The sequence below is a fragment of the Endozoicomonas sp. G2_1 genome (genome assembly GCF_017744155.1).
Lineage (GTDB): Bacteria > Pseudomonadota > Gammaproteobacteria > Enterobacterales > Alteromonadaceae > JAGHQT01.
This window is the reverse complement of sequence record NZ_JAGHQT010000003.1, coordinates 201,952-219,049: the sequence shown is the minus strand read 5'-3', so window position 1 is coordinate 219,049 and position 17,098 is coordinate 201,952. Positions and strand designations below refer to the sequence as shown.

Here is a 17,098-nt window from a genome sequence, read left to right as displayed (position 1 = left end):
AAATATGCACTAAAAATAGCCTCAGATTTTCGTTTTGTGCTAAAACAAAACTCTATTTACTAGTGGTTGTATTCTATGATTAATATTAAACGCTTTCATCACGTTGCCTATCGTTGCATCGATGCCAAAGAAACCGTCGACTGGTATCGCGATAAACTCAATATGGAACTCACCGTTGCCATTGCAGAAAACGAAGTACCATCGACAAAAGAGCCAGATCCCTACATGCATATTTTTCTTGATGCTGGCATGGGCAACGTATTGGCGTTTTTTGAAATTCCAAACTCACCAACCATGGGGCGTGACCAAAACACTCCGGTTTGGGTGCAACACATCGCCCTTGAAGTCGAGAATTTTGATGCCTTAGTCGACGCCAAAGCATCACTAGAAAGCAAAGGGGTTGAAGTGCTGGGTCCTGTTAATCACGGCGTCTTTAAATCGATTTATTTTTTCGATCCAAATGGCCACCGACTCGAGCTTGCCGCCAACACAGGTACTGAACAACAATATCAAGAGCTCAAACGGGTCGCACCAATGATGATAGAAGAGTGGTCAAAAACTAAAAAAGCACCTCGTCACGCCGCTTGGCTTCACGAAATGGAATAGTGAACAGCAAAAGAATCAAGTGTATTCGTCCCGCTAAATTCTCCGTCAATCTTATTGCAGTAGCATAAAATTGCAGACCGTTTAATATAAACGTACTTTATGTTACTGCTCGCCATCTAAATCATTGAAGCTATAGACGATAAAATAATATTTTATCCGTGAGAAAATTGATCTATATCTTGCAAATTTTCATATGGTTACAGTACAGTTATATCTGGCCTTTAAGTTCTTTATTAAAAACTGTTTTTGTTGTAATTTTTTATCTGGCCTTATGGTCTGTTAATTACGTCCGTATACTAACAATAATTGGCAAGAACCAAACAACACGGAGATAAGCAATTGAAATTCTTACGCTATGCGCTATTTTTGCTACCGGCGCTCACTGCTCAAGCAGCGACAGAAGTTCAAGTATCGGATGCTAGAAACAAAGCAGTTTCCGACATCATTGTTTACCTTACACCGCTTGAAGGACAAACCTACGCCAATAATCCAGAAACTATTGAGGTTGGACAAAAAGATCTCGCCTTCACCCCCTATCTCACTGTTGGTCAAAAGGGACAAGCAGTGAGTTTTCAAAATGACGATGATATCACCCACCACATCTATTCTGCTGTTGGCGACAACAAGTTTTCGTTCAAAATAAAGGCAGGACAAACAATTAATAAGAATGACTTTAGTCAATCTGGCGTTGTTCCGATGGGCTGTAATATCCACGACTGGATGGGAGGTTATTTACTACTGGTCGATACGCCGTTATACAACAAAACCAATAAAAAAGGTGCTGCTCGCTTTGAGCAAGAACTATCGGGTAAGTTCAAATTAACGGTATGGCACCCTCAGCTACAAACGCCTGATAATCAACAAGAACAAATCGTCGAACTAGCAGCAGGCAAAACCATTGCAGTAAAATTAAACGGCAAATTAGCACCGATCCCGGAGCAAGTCAGTGATGACGATTTCGACTTTTTATCAGATTACGAGTAATCGGCCTGCACTATGAAAAGCTTACAGAATAAAATATTTCTGTTCTTTGTCTTATTGCTCATCCTGGTGCAAGGGGTGGCCTTTTGGACCATGTATTCATCGAATAAAGCTGATGAACAACTCACTATTACCAACCGCCTCAATAACGCTGAAACCCTGTTCCAGACTGAATTCGATTCGCGAAGTTTTTACCTCAATGGCTTTGCAGAAACCGTTGCTTTTGATTATGGCCTGATTAACAACTTTGATGAAGATGCCAGAAGTTTAGCTGTCGCTTTGAATAACCACCGCAATAGAATCGCTGCGAATCTAGCGATGATTGTCGATCAAACAGGCTTAATTCGAGTACAACTTATTACCGACAAAGACGACAATGGTAAAACCAGGATCCGTAGAGGTAGCGAGCATCAAAAAGCCTTTGGCGACTTAAGTGCTTTAATTGATGGCGAAACGGGTCGCTTTTATCAGTTAGACGGTAATATTTATAAAATTAGTTTCTCAGCGATTAAAACAGGCCCTGCCACTATAGGTTGGGTTGGTTTTGGTTTCAGAGTAGACTCAGAACTAGCAAGTAATCTCAGTAAAACGACCGATTTAATTATCGACTTTGTTGCCAATGAAAATGGCCAGCTGCGCAGCTTAGGTTCAAGCCAGACTGACGTTGACTTGGAATTATCTGAGCGCATTATCACTAACCAACAATCAGAAGAAGTGATCGCTCGTGCTTATAAATTTGCTTCTGTTGGTTCTGCGGACTACCTCGTCCTGATGCACGGTGCCCGTGACGATTTTGTCGCCCTACTGCAAAATCGTTGGGTACAGCTACTTTTATTAACAGCCATGACTTTGATGCTGTCGCTAACCGGTGCTTATTTGATTGCGGCAGGCATCACCAAGCCGGTTAAAGCATTGGTTGAACAAGCGAAAAAACTCGCTGCGGGTGATTACAATCAAACCGTGAAAATTGCTGACAAAAGTGAACTCGGCCAGCTTGCTAACGAGTTTAATGTGATGCAACAGGCGATATTGGCACGTGAGAATACTATTTCCCACCGCGCTTACCACGACCAATTAACTGACTTGCCAAACCGCAATATGCTCAAGTTAACCTTGAGTCAGCTGGGCAAACAGCACGAAAGTTTCTGCTTAATGCACCTTAATATATGCCGACTAAAAGATGTTAACGACACCTTGGGGCACGATGCCGGTGACAAGGTCATTATCGAAGTTGGCAAACGCCTTAATCAAATTAAAGCATTGAATTTAGTCGCCCATTTAGGCGCTGACGAATTCGCTATTATTTGTCAGAGTACAACCGCTGATAATATCAATGCGACTATGGATATTATTCACGACAGTTTGCACAAGAGCTTTACTTATCAAGGTATTGCCCTTCAGTTGCAAGTAAGAGTTGGTATTGCTTTTTATCCAGAGCATCAGGCAGATACTTTATTGCTGCTGCAAAAAGCTGACACAGCATTGCACCACTGTCGTCAAAAAAGACATGATTTTGAAATCTACGATCCAAGCCAAGATAGCAACACGGTAGAGCGTTTGAGCTTGATCAACGACTTAAAAACAGCGATCAGTGACAACCAACTGACATTATTTTATCAGCCAAAAATGAATTTACAGTTGCAAAAAGTCACCCATGTTGAAGCATTAGTACGTTGGTTCCACCCAACTCTGGGTATGGTGCCACCGGATAAATTTATCCATCTAGCTGAACAAACCGGTCAAATAAACGCATTAACTCGTTGGGTTTTCCACGAAGCAGTAAGACAACACCTAGCATGGCGTGAGCAAGGTATCATGCTCAATATGGCGATTAATATTTCAGCTGAAAATTTAAAAGACCCAGAATTTTACCCACTTGTTTGCGACTGTTTTACCGAGCACAATTTAGACCCAAGTTGTTTTACCCTTGAAGTAACAGAAAGTGCCGTCGTTGATGACCCAGAAGCAGCCATTGCCCTGTTATCTCGATTTAAAGAGCACGGGATTCATCTCTCTATTGATGATTATGGCACAGGTTATTCATCTTTAGCGCAATTAAAACACTTGCCAGTTCATGAGCTTAAGATCGATAAGTCATTTGTCATGAAATTAGCCAATGACCAAGACGATCAAATTATAGTAAAATCAACTATTGAGCTAGCCCGAAACATGGGACTAACCATAGTTGCCGAAGGCGTTGAAGACGAATTTAGTTTAAAATGGCTAGCAGAACATCATTGCACGTTGGCGCAGGGCTTCTTTATTAGTCGGCCTGTGCCAGCAGATGAACTCAGCACTTGGCTGGCTGACTCTGCCGAGCAATTAACGCAATACTATCCACAACTGGCCTAATGAAGAAACTTGCATTACTTACATTTTTATCCGCCCTCACCTCTAATTCAATTATTGCGCAATCCCTGAGTATTGAAACCAAAGGCATTATCGATTTTCGACTGACATCAACTTCCTCTAGCGACAGCTACATTAAAGGTGGTTTAGGTAAATTCCGCTACTCAGATGGCACTCGCTTGTCAATTGCACACGCAGGCCTTGAAGCTAACATCGGTATAAATGATCACTGGTCGGCTCGGGTAGTTGCCAATGGCTATTTAGACGGTGAAGACGATGCCATTGGCCTAACCGAAGCATTTTTTAAGTATCAAGGATTGCCATCAGAAGGGGGCTATCGCTTAAGTAGTCGCATTGGTGTTTTTTATCCTGCAATTTCACTAGAGCACGTTGCTACTGGCTGGGCCAGTAAAGACACCTTGACTGGTTCAACGTTAAATACTTGGATTGGCGAGGAAGTTAGAGTTGCAGGCCTTGAAGGAAAGTTAACGAAACTCGGTAAATTTGCTGGTAAAAGTTATGATTTATCACTAACTGCGACAGTTTTTAAGAATAACGATCCAACAGGTGCTTTGCTCGCTTGGCATGGCTGGACACAAAGTGTTAGACAAACGCTTTATCACGAATCACGACCATTTCCACCGAGGTTATCGCCAGAGTTGGTAGACCAAGCAAGTGAATCGGATCCATTTCGAGATGTTGATGGCAATCCCGGTTTTCACGTCAGTGGTGAATGGAAAAAGCGCCGCAAAGGCAGTTTTTCATTTGGTTACTACGACAATCAAGCAAAACCATTTTTGATTGAACAAGGCAACTACGGCTGGAAAACGCGCTTTTACCACTTAGGTGGTCGCTGGCGATTTGACCATGACCTAGAGCTAACGTGGCAGTATTTACACGGTGATACGCTGATGCAAAACTTGCAAAGGCAAGACATTGTCAATGCTGGTTATGGCAGTGGCTATGTCATGCTCAGTAAACGCTGGCAAAAAAAGCATCGCTTTAGCGTGCGTTTAGAAGAGTTTTCTGTTGATGATAGAGACTCAACCGAGCTAGACAATAATGACGAATACGGTAAAGCTGCAACCTTCAGTTATCAATATCGACTGTCAAAAGGTTGGTTTTTGAGCACAGAATACAACTGGATTGACAGCTGGCGACCGAGTAGAAGTTACATCGACCTACCTGTTGACACCACAGAACGCCAACTTCAGCTGTCGGCACGCTACTTTTTTAACCACTAAGTTTCTCTAAAAATCATAAACTTAGCGAAAATGGTAAAAAAATGTTAAAAAAAATGTCATTTAACGCTTGATGTATAAATTAATTTGAGTAGAGTATAGCCAACTGTTATGAAAACAGCGCAAAAACGGACAAGGTGCACGGATAGCAAAATATCAAAGTTGTAACTGATGAAATTTTTGTAATACGGATGGTTGTATTTTGAACAGGACGATTAATGCAGTCTAGGTGACAGACAATATACGGATAGCACAAAAAGTATCAGGAAGATCGATAACAAGAAATATATAAGAATAATAACGGAAGCCAATAATAATAAGACGGAAAACGTCAAATATAAGGGAAAAATAATAAGGTTAGGATAACTCAGTATTGGAACCAACTCTCCGAAAGCGATGACATTGTCATCGCTTTTTTCATTTCTATCTGACCATAATTGCCGTAAAATAGCGGTATAATCTTCGTAATAGCAAAAAATATGACTCGCCAAAAGAAATCTAGAAAGCCAAAGGCTACTATTATTAGCACGCCAAAAGATGCTTTATTTTCGAGTAAAGACAAAAAGCCTAAGAAAAAAACTGGCTTAAAAAGTGGCAACAAGCAGCAAGTCGCGGTTAAAAAGCAGAAGCAACCGACAAATAAAACGGCAAAAGATCCTCGTATTGGTAGTAAAACACCAATTGTACTAATCAAAGAAACGCCGAAAGCACCAAAGTCTTCTAACAACCATAGTGCTATTGCCGCCATTAAAAAAGCGCCTGAGCCTATGAGTTTGGCCGAACAGCTGGCAGCTATCGAAAATGATGAGCGCTTGTGGTCGATCACTGAACAACAAGAAAACGGCCAAGAATTGAGTCAAACCGATGTTGATTACTACAATCAACAAATGGATGAATACCAGCGCATTAGCGAACAACTCGGCGCCGATCAAGATAACGACGAAGCCCTGGAAAGCACGCAAGACAATGATGATGATTCACTCTCTGAAGAAGAGCTCTGGCAGAAGTTCAACAGTGATGACTACGACTTTTCTGAAACTGAATAAACGAGTCTAATACAATGTTGTCATCTCCGTGGTTTTATCTCAGCTTAGTCGGTGTTGCAATCATTATTGGCTTAAGCATTTATGCTGGCCGCTTGCTTTCTCAAGTCAAACAGCAGCAACGCGCTCAAGCAGAAGCTGAACGTGATAAACAACAAGCACTCAAGAAACACGATAGCAAAGTACTCAAGAGTGTCACTATTATCGTCAAAGCGATGCAAGAGCAGCAGTGCGACTTGAGTGAAGGCTGTTGGCGCTTGAGTGTTTTGCTTGAGTCACTCAAGCTCAGTAGCGATTTGTCGAGCCAGTTCCCTGCTGTTTTTGAGTTATATAGCCGCATCCAAGCACTCGATATTCTCGATGCCCGCAAAGCACTCAAGAAAAAAGAGCGCATGAAGCAAGATCTAGTGCGCATGAAAGCTGAATCAGAGTTAAGTGATAAAATTGATGCTGATTTAATTTTATTAGCACAATACAGCCAAGAGCGTTTATCGGCATTGAGTGAGCCTAGCTAAGCTCACCTTTCCCAGGGCCTGAATGCCTGCAAAGCCCAAAACCAAATCTGACGTCCAAAAGTGTCAAAAGCTTGCGCTTGATCAAAACCCGATAAGACCAGTTTGATAAAATTTCATCATGTCTTATCGGGTAATACAACTATGCAAGCCAGCCAATTTTTTGATCAAACACTCCTACAAAAGTACAACACTAGCGGACCGCGCTACACCTCGTACCCGACGGCACTAGAGTTCAACGATCAATTTAACCAGGTTCAGTTTGCTCAAGCGGTTGCCAATTCAGCTAACAGAGAATTATCGCTCTACGTTCATATTCCGTTTTGCCACAGCCTTTGCTATTACTGCGGCTGTAATAAAGTTGTCACTCGCCACCGCGACAAGGCTGATATCTATCTCGAATTCCTCGCTCGTGAAATTAGACAACGAGCGCCGCTTTTTAAAGACTATACCGTATCGCAAATACACTGGGGTGGCGGTACGCCGAGCTTTTTGACCAAAGCACAAATTAGCCAATTGGTGAATTTACTGACCGACAACTTTACTTGTGCCGACAACATGGAAATGAGTATTGAAGTCGACCCGAGAGAAATCGAACTGGATTTGGCAGACCATTTAGCTAAACAAGGCTTTAATCGCCTGAGTATCGGCGTGCAAGATACCGATGAAAAAGTGCAAGACGCGATAAACCGTAGACAAGATACCCAATTTATCGCTGATTTCATTAAACAAGCACGCGCCGTTGGCTTTAATTCAGTCAATGTAGATTTGATCTACGGTTTGCCCCATCAAACTGAACAAACCTTTGGTAAAACCTTAGCTGATATCAAATTAATGGATGTTGATCGCATTTCGCTGTTTAGTTATGCGCACTTACCACAACGCTTCGCCGCCCAGCGCAAACTGAAAGACGAATGGTTGCCAAATACACAAGAAAAGTTCAATTTAATGAAACTTGCAGTGGAAACGCTTTGTGATTATGGCTACGAATTTATTGGTATGGACCACTTCGCCAAGCCTAACGATGAACTCGCCAAAGCGCAGCAGCAAGGTAAATTGCATCGTAACTTTCAGGGCTATACCACCCAGGGGCATTGCGATTTATTAGGTTTTGGTGTGTCGGCGATTAGTGCTATTGGCAATAGTTACAGCCAAAATATCAAAGAGCTCAAGGGTTACTATCAAGCCATTGAACAACAAGATCATGCCCTAGAAAAAGGTTTGATGCTCAACCACGATGACCTAATTCGCGGAGAGGTGATTAAGTCATTAATGTGTAACTTATTTCTCGATAAAAACGCAATTAATCAAATGTTCAATATCGATTTTGATCAGTACTTCGCCGCTGATTTGCCTTTGCTCGAGACATTTATTGACGATGGTTTAGTGATTAACACCAAAGATCACATCGAAGTAAAACAAAAAGCGCGCTTATTAATTCGCATTATTTGTATGAGCTTCGATGCCTACATGAAGCAACACATTAACCAACAACGTTTTTCTCGCGTTATCTAACACCTGATTAGTTAAGCAATCATTCTCTTAAGTGGTTGCTTTAACTAATAGCGACCGATCACAAAACGGTATTCGCCACTATAAAGGGCTAATTCATTACCGGTCTCTGTCGCTTCATCTTGGGCAGTTTCAAGCCATTGGTAATATACGTTGCGATGAACTCGCGCCAGCAAATTTCTTCGCACTGTGACATAAAGCTGATCGTCTTCAGTAAGCAATAACTTGTGTTGCTCATTCAACACGAGCTCATCGTCTAAATTAGTTTTGCACTCAATTAAACCGTCGGCACTTTGTTGCCATTGCGTTAATACAAATGGCACGTCTTCTACTTCGATACCGACTTTTTCAACAGGTGTCACTAAAAAGTACTTCTGTTTGCCATTGGCTTCTTCTAACTTTAATACAGAGGCAAAAAGTTTAACTAATGACATTCGCTTAAATGACGAGCCACCATAAAACCAGGTGCCATCAGCTTTAATTTGTAGATCAATATCGCCACAAAACTCTGGGCTCCACAATTCTACCGGTGGCAACTTCTTCTCAGTGGAGGGCTGACCCTTGTTATCTAGCAATTGTTGAGATAAGTGCTCTAATGACATAAAAAGAATGGACTAATGATGTTAATGCAATAATTTTAGCAAAATTAACAAAATACGCTTGCCAAAAAAAGGCTAAATCTATAGAATTCGCGCACTGTTTACGACAAGCTCATAAACAGTACAGACCTCAGTGGTGGCTGTAGCTCAGTTGGTAGAGCCCCGGATTGTGATTCCGGTTGTCGTGGGTTCAAGTCCCATCAGCCACCCCATTTTATTTATTCCTTTATTCTATTTCCATTAAGCACATCTGCCACGACTGCGTAACCACCTTGTGATTCTGCTAATTTTGGTTGGCGTGAGTTAAAACTTCATCAGCTACCCCATTTTATTGATTCTTTTATTCTATTTCCACTAAGTACATCTGCCACGACTGCGTAATCACCTTGTGATTCTGCTAATTTTGATTGGCGTGGGTTCAAACTCCATCAGCCACCCCATCTTACTTCCTCAATTTTATTTCTTTTTTGTCGATACTGCACTGTGTAATCACCTTGTGATTTTACTAGTGCTATTGCTTCTTTCGATTAAATTAACCTTTTGCAACAATCAAGACATAGCGTCAACATATACACTGCTTTAATATTAACAATTTAGAAACCTTGTTAGAGAATCTTAATGAAGTCGGCCAGTGTTTTTCTGTTAGCAACGTTATTATTTAGTTGCAGCAATACCAATCAGGTTGAACGCATCGAATCGAGCCAGTCGGTCATCGTATACCAGAAAAATTCGCCTGACCGAGTCCGCTTTGACAATTTGCACCCGAGTGAAAAGCAATACCCTATTACCTGCCAAGAAGACTGTTACCCAACAAGCAGTGTAATTGAATGCCAAACTCACGGCGAAAACTGTCAGTTTGTTGGTCAGCAAACCAATCCTAACCTCAACGCTGGCTTCACAGTCCGTTGGCTCGGCCACGCGGGTTTTCACATTACTAGCGCAGATGGCACCGGCGTATTATTCGACCCTGTCAGCAAACAATTTGATTGGCCGGTCAATTGGGCGTTTCGTCTTGCTGTTGGCTTTAACCGTAAGCCCGGCGCCTGGCTGAGTGAAAATGCACTTGAACAAATAGATGCCGTAATGTATTCACACATTCACTACGATCATTTCAATAAAGCCGATATTAATGATTTAGGGAATAGTATTAACTATTACACGCCGCTTGGTTTTGCCGACCATTTCGAACAAGATGGTTACAAGATAAAAGAAATGGCCTGGTTTAGCGACACTAAACTAAACGAACTAAAAGTTAGTTTTGTTCCTGCTCATCATTTTAGTAATCGAATTTTAGTGCCATTTATATACGAAGATAACGATGCCAGCTTATGGGGCGGCTGGTTACTAGAACAAAATGGCAAACGCTTGTTTTTCGCTGGAGATACTGGCTACTCAAAGCACTTTAAAGACATTCAACAACGCTATGGCGATATCGACGTTTGTTTATTACCGATAGCTTCATACTATCATCCAGACAATGGCCGTTGGTATCGTTATGTTCACATGACACCAGAAGATGCTCTTGTTGCCGCCGACGATCTAAACTGCAAAGTTATTGTGCCTTGGGGCTACGGTAATGCCAGTTGGAAAATGGGCGATCACAGCAGCCACTCAGCCTTGTTGCGTTTGTTAAAAATGCACCGTCAACATACAACTCAAAGACCTTTGTACATTCTCAATGAGGGCGAAGAAATAAAGTTTTAGCGTCAACTAGCCGTTATTTCGCTGCTTTTTATCTCCAAATCGGTTAACTGTTTTATGATAAAAAGGTAAACAGGCTTGATTAATCTTAGAACAATAAATTAATATAAATAGAAATCATTATCACTTTTATAATTAACAATGTTCATAGGATTAATTTCAGCATGGTTTGCTTGCCTGACACTATACAGTGGCAGTGAACGTCAACAACTATGGTCGAAAAGGCTACCAACACTATACAGCTACAGCTTATCGATAGTATTTTTTACCTTCAGTATTGCCCTAACCAATACTAATTTCCCTACCACAAGTGCAGTGATTGCATGCTCAATAGCTGTTTTTACCTTTCTGCCATTGCAAACCATTGTCAGCGCTTACCACAAACGCTACACACTTTGGTTAACAGCAGTCGTTACATTAATGTGCTTATTGTTAACACTAATGGAGGTTCAGTAATATGCTACACAAAACCTTATTAGGGTTCTTTTTGGGGTTGGTTATTTCGGCGTCGATAGCACTTAACATCAATCTGATCTTGCCCTTAAAAGTTGATACTTTGCTGTTAATTGGCTTAATCATTTCTTTTCCTATTTGGGCTGGTATTCAAGTTTGGTGCTATAGCAGTACTTCAAATAAACAAGCTTGGTTAAGGCTAACCAAGGTTCTTGTGCCCTCTGTTGTTCTTAATATCATTTTACTTTACGTTAGGTAGCTAAACCGTGAAAAGAGAATCTTTATCAGCGCTTACCAATGCGCACGCTTGGGTTGGTTTAGTGATATCAACCGTATTATTTATTGTTTTTCTCGGTGGAGCATTTAGCTTATATCGAGACAATATTATTGCCTGGGAACGCGATACCGTTTACCCACAGGCAATGCCAGGAACCTTAGTCAGTTTAGACAAAGTCGTTGCCACTATAGATAGTAATTATCAAATAGATCAGCATCATCCAATTTTCATTCGCATGCCTAAGCCAAGTGCCCCACACTACGAAGTTTACTTTGCTGAAGAAGACGAGCACGGCAATGAAATTGACTACAATGTGATTGTTTCAAGTGAAACCGGAGAAGTGCTTGCTGATGGCAGTCGTTTTACCTTTGGTGACTTTTTATATGAACTTCATGTCAATTTAAAAATACCAGGCTATGGCTTGTATATCGTCGGTACTATTACGCTGTTTTTCTTCATTGCGATTATGAGCGGTATCGTCATTCATTGGCGCAAAATAGCGAGCAACTTTTTCAAATATCGAAAAGATGGCAAAAAAGATAAATGGCTCGATGGTCACAACCTCATTGGAGTAATGGGCTTACCATTTCACATTATGTACGCTTTCACCGGCTTAGTATTTAATATGGTGATTGTTTATCAAATCGCTTATGCAGTAGTGTTGTATCAGGGCGACCAAAACGCCTTGCTAAAAGACGCAGGTTTTGTCATTGAACCTAAACAAGAGCTCAACCAACCAATGCCAATGAGTAATTTGGATTCACTATTGGTCAAAGCGCACCAAGAGCTCGCGCCTGTTGAGATTCAATTTGTCAGTTTTGATAACTTCGGCGATCAAGCTGCAACAATGACCTTTCGAGCCAAAGATCCGACTCAATTTTCTGTTCGGAAAGAGTTAAAAGTATCGGTTAAAGACGGTGAAGTACTCTACAAAACTCTCGACAACTACGATAACGACGTTCGCGGTGGCTTAGATGTTATCGCTAATTTGCACTTTGGCAGCTTCGCAGGTTACGGTTTGAAACTCGTCTTTTTCGTTTTAGCGATTGGTACCTGCTACATCATTTTAACCGGTAACTTAATGTGGTTAGCAAAACGAGCGAAAAACAAGCGTCAAAGTAAAGCGGGATTACACCTTGTTAGAGCAATGACCACAGGTATTTTTTTGGGAGCAATGTTAGCGACAGCACTTGGTTTTGCCAGTGCCCGGTTACTACCAGAAACCTTTGCTGAGCGCAGTTTTACCATTGAACTGATTTGGTTTATCACGTTACTGCTATCACTTGTGTTGGCATTTAGCAGTAAAAAACAACAAGCCTTATCCGTACTGCTACTGAGGGCAAGTGCCGCGGTGATGCTATTGGTGCCAGTGCTCGACTGGTCATTAGCAAGCCGAAACATTTTAAACTTGCTTAGTCAGGGTCGATACGACGTATTGCTCGTCGAGAGTATACTGGTCATTTTTGCGCTTTGTGCATGGCGTATTGCGAAGAGTATTGCGGTCAAAAAACCAGAGCAAACAATTGAAGTAACTGAATTCAGTCGTCCTCAAACCGCATAATGAGCAAAGTCACAGATATCTAAAACAGAGTCGTTATTGAGTGCAAACAACGACGAATAACCTCAAAGACAGACAAAAAAAACCTCCTAAGTACAACTCAGGAGGTTTTTATTTAACCAGAAATTAAGGCTAAAAATTAAAATTTATAGGTAAGATTCAAGCTAACTTGTCTTGGCTCACCAAGTACTTGTGAACCCTGATTATCGCTATTCGCACCGCGATCGCGGCCGCGATTGATATTAGCTGCGTCAATAAAGTCTTTATCAAATAAGTTAGTCACAGAGGCAAAAACGCCCCAATTTTCCCAGTTGTAGCCCAATCTAGCATTTACTAAGATACGCGCGTCATTTTGTGGATCAAAACCTTCATCACCTTCGGTTAAGCCATTTCGATATGGGTTATTGCTGGCGTCATGACTGTTGGCAAAGTTTGCATTGATGTTGCCAAATAAACCTTCGCCACTGTCGTAGTTTAACGCAAAATTAGCTGTCCATTCAGGTGCGCCACCAAAAGTGCGACCAGACAAATCAATAATAGGTTCGCCAGGCACTGCGACGATAAACTGATCAAATTCGCTTTTTGCCAAACCGACACCCGCTGTTAAGCGCCATTGGTCATTAAGGTGATAAAACACTTCAACTTCAAAACCTTTGAGATTTGAGCTACCAACGTTTTCAGTTACGCGGTCAAAGCGATTAGAGCTAAGCTGAGTATTAACTTGCTGATCAGTCCAGTCGAGATAAAACACATTGGCATTAGCGACCAAGGTGCCATCAAGCCATACTGAACGCAATGAAAGTTCATAGTTGTCAGTGTATTCTTGATCATAAGTAAAAATTTCACTTCGCGCGATGTTAAAGCCAACACCACCAGAGCGATAACCTTTTTGATAGGTAAAATGTGCCGATAAATCGTCATTCCACAAGTAAGTAACGCCTAATTTAGGCAACCAAGCGCTAAAGGTTTCATCAGTCAGAGGTTCGTTGCCTGAAGCATTTCGCGCGTTTTGTAAAATAGCACCGTTTAAGCCAGTAACAATTTGAGTGGTCAATGGATCAAGACCAAGTGTTTGTGGGTTTGGCAGTAAATTCTGGTTCAATATTTCAACCGAATTACTGGTGGCATTTTCCTGTTCTTCTCGGTCATAACGCAAACCACCAAAAACTCTCCAATGATCATTGAGTTGATACGTAAAATCTGCGTAAAGTGCGGCACTAGCGACTGATTGCTGCAAACTTTGCGTTAAATTTGTCAACGCAGGATCAAATTGGCGGTATAAGGTCAAAATTTGATTAGCCACTTGATTAGCCTGCGCAACTGGCAAGCCTTGTTGCACCAAACTGCCAACTAATAATCTCGGTATGCCAGCATCACTTAAGCTCACTTGTGACGTACCTGCGTAATCATCATTGACGTCTAAATCGGTGTAATAAGCGCCAAATACTGCTTGTAGATCATCACCTTGATAAATAAAACGCAGTTCTTGGCTAAAGGTATCGTCACTGCGATCATCTGCTTGTGTTGCCAGCGGTTGAGGTCCGGTATCGTTATCCCAAACGTAACCATAGTAAGCATTTATATGAGTGGTTACCGATGCTAATGACCAGTATTCATCAATGTCGTAGTCAACTTCTAAGTTGTAGATGTTATTTTTAGTAAACTCAATGATTGGATCATTAAAAAAGACACGACGATTCTCAAATAAATCAACATTTTCTCTAAATTGAGTCCACTGCGGACCTATTTCACTTTCGTTGTAGGTATAGCTGAATAAAAACGATAAATCTTCTACGCCTTGCGGCTCATATAAAAACTTTAAGCGATAGGTTTCATTGTCGTTAAAGTCCGAATCTTCATTGCGAGTAACATTGTAGTTAAAGCCGTCAAAACTGTTCTTTTCACCACTAAACCTAAACGCGACTTGGTTGTCGACTAGTTCGCCACCAACGGCAACAGCGGCATCGCGACGACCGTACTCACCAGCAGCAAGCCTGGCTTTACCTTGCCACTCATAAGTCGGCCTTGTCGTGCGCATCACGATTGCACCTGCGAGCGCATTTCGGCCCTGTAAAGTAGACTGCGGACCGCGCAACACTTCAACTTGTTCAACATCCCAAGCAGAGAAACCGCCCTGCTCAATCATTCTCCGTGGCAAAATAGCACCATCAACGTAGACGCTAGTTAAAAAGCTATTACCGCCGCCAGAGACATTAAAGGCGTCAATACCGCGAATAGTGAAACCACCACCCAAATCACCCGAAACATTTGGCATTTGCTCCAAAACATCGAACATATCAATTAGGTTTTGTTGCTCAATTTGCTGATTAGTGACAACCGCAACACTAGCAGGCGTCTCTTGTAAGCTTCTATCGATTTTTTGACCGGTAACGGTAATGGTTTCTATTTTTTCATCATCAGCAATTGCGATGTTAGAGGTGAGAATGGCTCCTGTTAATGCAAGTTTAACTGCACAAGTAATATTTGAGTATTTCATGTTCATCCATATAATATTAATGATAATTGTTATCATTAATATTATTGATCATATAAATACTTAATTAAAGTTTAGATAATTATAAATTCCTTTAATTTCTATATAATTAGCCTTAATAATCCGCTAGTATCTAAACACTAACTAATTAGACAACTTGTCACTAAATTTGCGTAAGTGCAGGATACAACTGGCAACCTTTTAACCGATATGCTTACTAATACTATTGAAAAGATTACCCTCTTTTTTTCTTTGACTGCCATCGGTTTAATGACATGTGCCAGCAGCTATGGCAATCAAGCCATAATCATTAACAAACCTCTCGGTCCTAATGATCCCAGATACCAATACACCTATGAATTAATGTCACTGATTGTGAAGGCAACTGAAGCTGAATTTGGTCCAATAGAAGTGCGTCATTCCGACATTGCTATGACTCGCAAGCGCACTTTGAATGAGCTCGCCTTGGGTGAAAAAATTAACGTTATGGCCGAAGCGCCAAAAGCCGATTGGGATAAAAGGCTTTTGGTAGTACCAATTCCGATTAGAAAGGGCTTACAGGGCTATCGGTTATTTATCATCCACCAAGACAATAGAATATTGATGAACGGCGTGACCAATTTTGCCGATTTACAAAAATTGGCCACCGGCTCAGGCAGTTATTGGTCGACAAGAAAACCCATGGAACAAGCCGGTATGAAAGTGATCACTGGCTCCAACTACCAAGGTTTGTTTACTATGCTTGCCAATAAAAGGTTTGTGACATTCGGCCGCGGTATCAACGAGGCCTACCACGAAGTTGCAGCATTTAAAGATAAATACCCGGTTTTAGAAGTAGACAACAACCTGCTGTTACACATTCCACTCGCGACTTATTTTTACATTTCACCCAACAGACCTGAACTGGCAAAACGCATTGAAAAAGGCTTGCTTAAACTAATAGAGAGTGGCGATTTTGATCATTTCTTCTATCGAAGATTCTGCCCAGACATTGTCAAAAGCAAACTCGATAAGCGCAAGACTTTTCACATAGACAATCATCAAGTTTCTGTTGAACGCATGACCAGTCTTGTTGGTAGTGAGTTTTTAATCGACACCAACCACAATTACAACAGCATCTGCCAGCCGTACTTGAGTAAAACTATGCTGAATTAATTTTTGTAAGAAATTAAGGGTTAAATGGCCAAGTAATCGCGTTGACCTCGCCAGTTCTCGTATTGTACTGAATGGCTGGCACACGCTCATCTGCTAGCCCCGAAAAAGCGCCATTATTAAACGCACGGGTATAAACGTAATGGCAGAAAATATCACTGGTTTCACCAAGACTACCAACCGGTGATGCGTTTGATGACCAATCCACTTGCTGAGCTCTAGTACTCCAGCCTCCGCCGCTAGGAATAAAAGTTGGGCTAGTAACATCTGCTAACACGTCTTGCCAAATAGTACGACAGTCACCTTCACCAACTTGAGTTAAGTCAGAGCCACCAACAGGAAAACCCTGAGGAGATGGTGTACTGTTAAAGCCAACAAAAGCTTGATCTGGTTGGCCTTGGGTTTGCCAACGGACGTGGTACAGATTAATACCGGTTCGAAACGCACCGACAAAACTGTCAAAACTCGCTTGCTCGGCGTCGCGATTGAGATTAATAAACCTAGGTAGTGCAGTCGCGGCTAAAATCCCTAAAATTACTATCACTACAACCAATTCAATTAGAGTAAAACCTTTACTGCTTTTTACTTTCATCGTCATCACTTCAACTTAGACAAACGTA

The 17,098-nt window shown here is 41.4% G+C and carries 13 protein-coding genes and 1 tRNA gene; 11 read left to right on the top strand and 3 right to left on the bottom strand.

The genetic code is table 11. The features are described from left to right. The first annotated feature begins 75 nt into the window (after positions 1 to 75). The 7 genes from J7384_RS06080 (at position 76) to hemN (ending at position 8,247) form a co-directional block, all read left to right on the top strand. On the top strand, positions 76 to 606 hold the full coding sequence (locus tag J7384_RS06080; RefSeq protein ID WP_209112119.1) for a VOC family protein: 531 nt from the start codon (positions 76 to 78) through the stop codon (positions 604 to 606). A 339-nt stretch (positions 607 to 945) separates the two neighbouring features. Then, the gene (locus J7384_RS06075) at positions 946 to 1,590 is read left to right on the top strand and encodes a hypothetical protein (protein ID WP_209112117.1); all 645 of its coding nucleotides are present in this window, start codon (positions 946 to 948) and stop codon (positions 1,588 to 1,590) included. A gap of 90 nt (positions 1,591 to 1,680) precedes the next feature. Beyond that, entirely contained in the window at positions 1,681 to 3,939 is a 2,259-nt protein-coding gene (locus tag J7384_RS06070) for a GGDEF domain-containing protein (RefSeq protein ID WP_247741655.1), read from the top strand. Next, positions 3,939 to 5,180 (top strand): hypothetical protein, encoded by a 1,242-nt coding sequence (locus tag J7384_RS06065; protein WP_209112113.1) that lies wholly within the window; start codon positions 3,939 to 3,941, stop codon positions 5,178 to 5,180. The genes J7384_RS06070 and J7384_RS06065 overlap by 1 nt, the downstream gene beginning before the upstream one ends. A 476-nt stretch (positions 5,181 to 5,656) precedes the next feature. After that, complete coding sequence (gene yihI / locus J7384_RS06060; RefSeq protein ID WP_209112111.1) at positions 5,657 to 6,223, top strand: Der GTPase-activating protein YihI; 567 nt, start codon at positions 5,657 to 5,659, stop codon at positions 6,221 to 6,223. Between the two features lie 14 nt (positions 6,224 to 6,237). Then, a complete protein-coding gene (locus J7384_RS06055; RefSeq protein WP_209112109.1) occupies positions 6,238 to 6,735 on the top strand; it encodes a DUF2489 domain-containing protein in 498 nt (165 codons plus the stop codon). A 141-nt stretch (positions 6,736 to 6,876) separates the two neighbouring features. Continuing rightward, positions 6,877 to 8,247 carry an oxygen-independent coproporphyrinogen III oxidase gene (hemN, locus tag J7384_RS06050; protein ID WP_209112107.1) on the top strand — a complete coding sequence of 457 codons (1,371 nt, stop codon included), beginning with the start codon at positions 6,877 to 6,879 and terminating at the stop codon, positions 8,245 to 8,247. A 44-nt stretch (positions 8,248 to 8,291) separates the two neighbouring features. On the opposite strand, the gene J7384_RS06045 is transcribed toward hemN, so the two are convergent. After that, positions 8,292 to 8,846 (bottom strand): DUF1285 domain-containing protein, encoded by a 555-nt coding sequence (locus tag J7384_RS06045; protein ID WP_209112105.1) that lies wholly within the window; start codon positions 8,844 to 8,846, stop codon positions 8,292 to 8,294. Positions 8,847 to 8,979: 133 nt separating this feature from the next. On the opposite strand from J7384_RS06045, the gene J7384_RS06040 reads away from it, so the two are divergent. From J7384_RS06040 to J7384_RS06030, 3 genes are all read left to right on the top strand, one after another. Beyond that, positions 8,980 to 9,055 (top strand) — tRNA-His (locus tag J7384_RS06040). Positions 9,056 to 9,461: 406 nt separating this feature from the next. Further along, on the top strand, positions 9,462 to 10,547 hold the full coding sequence (locus J7384_RS06035) for an MBL fold metallo-hydrolase (RefSeq protein WP_209112103.1): 1,086 nt from the start codon (positions 9,462 to 9,464) through the stop codon (positions 10,545 to 10,547). Between the two features lie 716 nt (positions 10,548 to 11,263). Beyond that, positions 11,264 to 12,835, top strand: coding sequence for a PepSY-associated TM helix domain-containing protein (locus J7384_RS06030; RefSeq protein ID WP_209112101.1), 1,572 nt, complete (start codon positions 11,264 to 11,266; stop codon positions 12,833 to 12,835). Between the two features lie 136 nt (positions 12,836 to 12,971). Here the strand turns inward: J7384_RS06030 and J7384_RS06025 are convergent, their stop codons facing one another. Further along, positions 12,972 to 15,329: a TonB-dependent receptor gene (locus J7384_RS06025; RefSeq protein WP_209112099.1), complete on the bottom strand. Its 2,358-nt coding sequence runs from the start codon at positions 15,327 to 15,329 to the stop codon at positions 12,972 to 12,974. A gap of 207 nt (positions 15,330 to 15,536) precedes the next feature. On the opposite strand from J7384_RS06025, the gene J7384_RS06020 reads away from it, so the two are divergent. Next, positions 15,537 to 16,481, top strand: coding sequence for a hypothetical protein (locus J7384_RS06020; protein ID WP_209112097.1), 945 nt, complete (start codon positions 15,537 to 15,539; stop codon positions 16,479 to 16,481). A 13-nt stretch (positions 16,482 to 16,494) separates the two neighbouring features. Here J7384_RS06020 and J7384_RS19535 read toward each other — a convergent pair whose 3' ends face one another. Beyond that, the gene (locus tag J7384_RS19535; protein WP_209112095.1) at positions 16,495 to 17,070 is read right to left on the bottom strand and encodes a type II secretion system protein; all 576 of its coding nucleotides are present in this window, start codon (positions 17,068 to 17,070) and stop codon (positions 16,495 to 16,497) included. Positions 17,071 to 17,098 lie beyond the last annotated feature (28 nt).

Excerpts from the sequence above, each read along its gene's own strand:
- J7384_RS06080 (WP_209112119.1), top strand. The coding sequence starts at position 76 with ATGATTAATATTAAACGCTTTCATCACGTTGCCTATCGTTGCATCGAT.
- J7384_RS06070 (WP_247741655.1), top strand. The coding sequence starts at position 1,681 with ATGTATTCATCGAATAAAGCTGATGAACAACTCACTATTACCAACCGC.
- J7384_RS06065 (WP_209112113.1), top strand. The coding sequence starts at position 3,939 with ATGAAGAAACTTGCATTACTTACATTTTTATCCGCCCTCACCTCTAAT.
- yihI (WP_209112111.1), top strand. The coding sequence starts at position 5,657 with ATGACTCGCCAAAAGAAATCTAGAAAGCCAAAGGCTACTATTATTAGC.
- J7384_RS06055 (WP_209112109.1), top strand. The coding sequence starts at position 6,238 with ATGTTGTCATCTCCGTGGTTTTATCTCAGCTTAGTCGGTGTTGCAATC.
- hemN (WP_209112107.1), top strand. The coding sequence starts at position 6,877 with ATGCAAGCCAGCCAATTTTTTGATCAAACACTCCTACAAAAGTACAAC.
- J7384_RS06045 (WP_209112105.1), bottom strand. The coding sequence starts at position 8,846 with ATGTCATTAGAGCACTTATCTCAACAATTGCTAGATAACAAGGGTCAG.
- J7384_RS06035 (WP_209112103.1), top strand. The coding sequence starts at position 9,462 with ATGAAGTCGGCCAGTGTTTTTCTGTTAGCAACGTTATTATTTAGTTGC.
- J7384_RS06025 (WP_209112099.1), bottom strand. The coding sequence starts at position 15,329 with ATGAAATACTCAAATATTACTTGTGCAGTTAAACTTGCATTAACAGGA.
- J7384_RS06020 (WP_209112097.1), top strand. The coding sequence starts at position 15,537 with ATGCTTACTAATACTATTGAAAAGATTACCCTCTTTTTTTCTTTGACT.
- J7384_RS19535 (WP_209112095.1), bottom strand. The coding sequence starts at position 17,070 with ATGAAAGTAAAAAGCAGTAAAGGTTTTACTCTAATTGAATTGGTTGTA.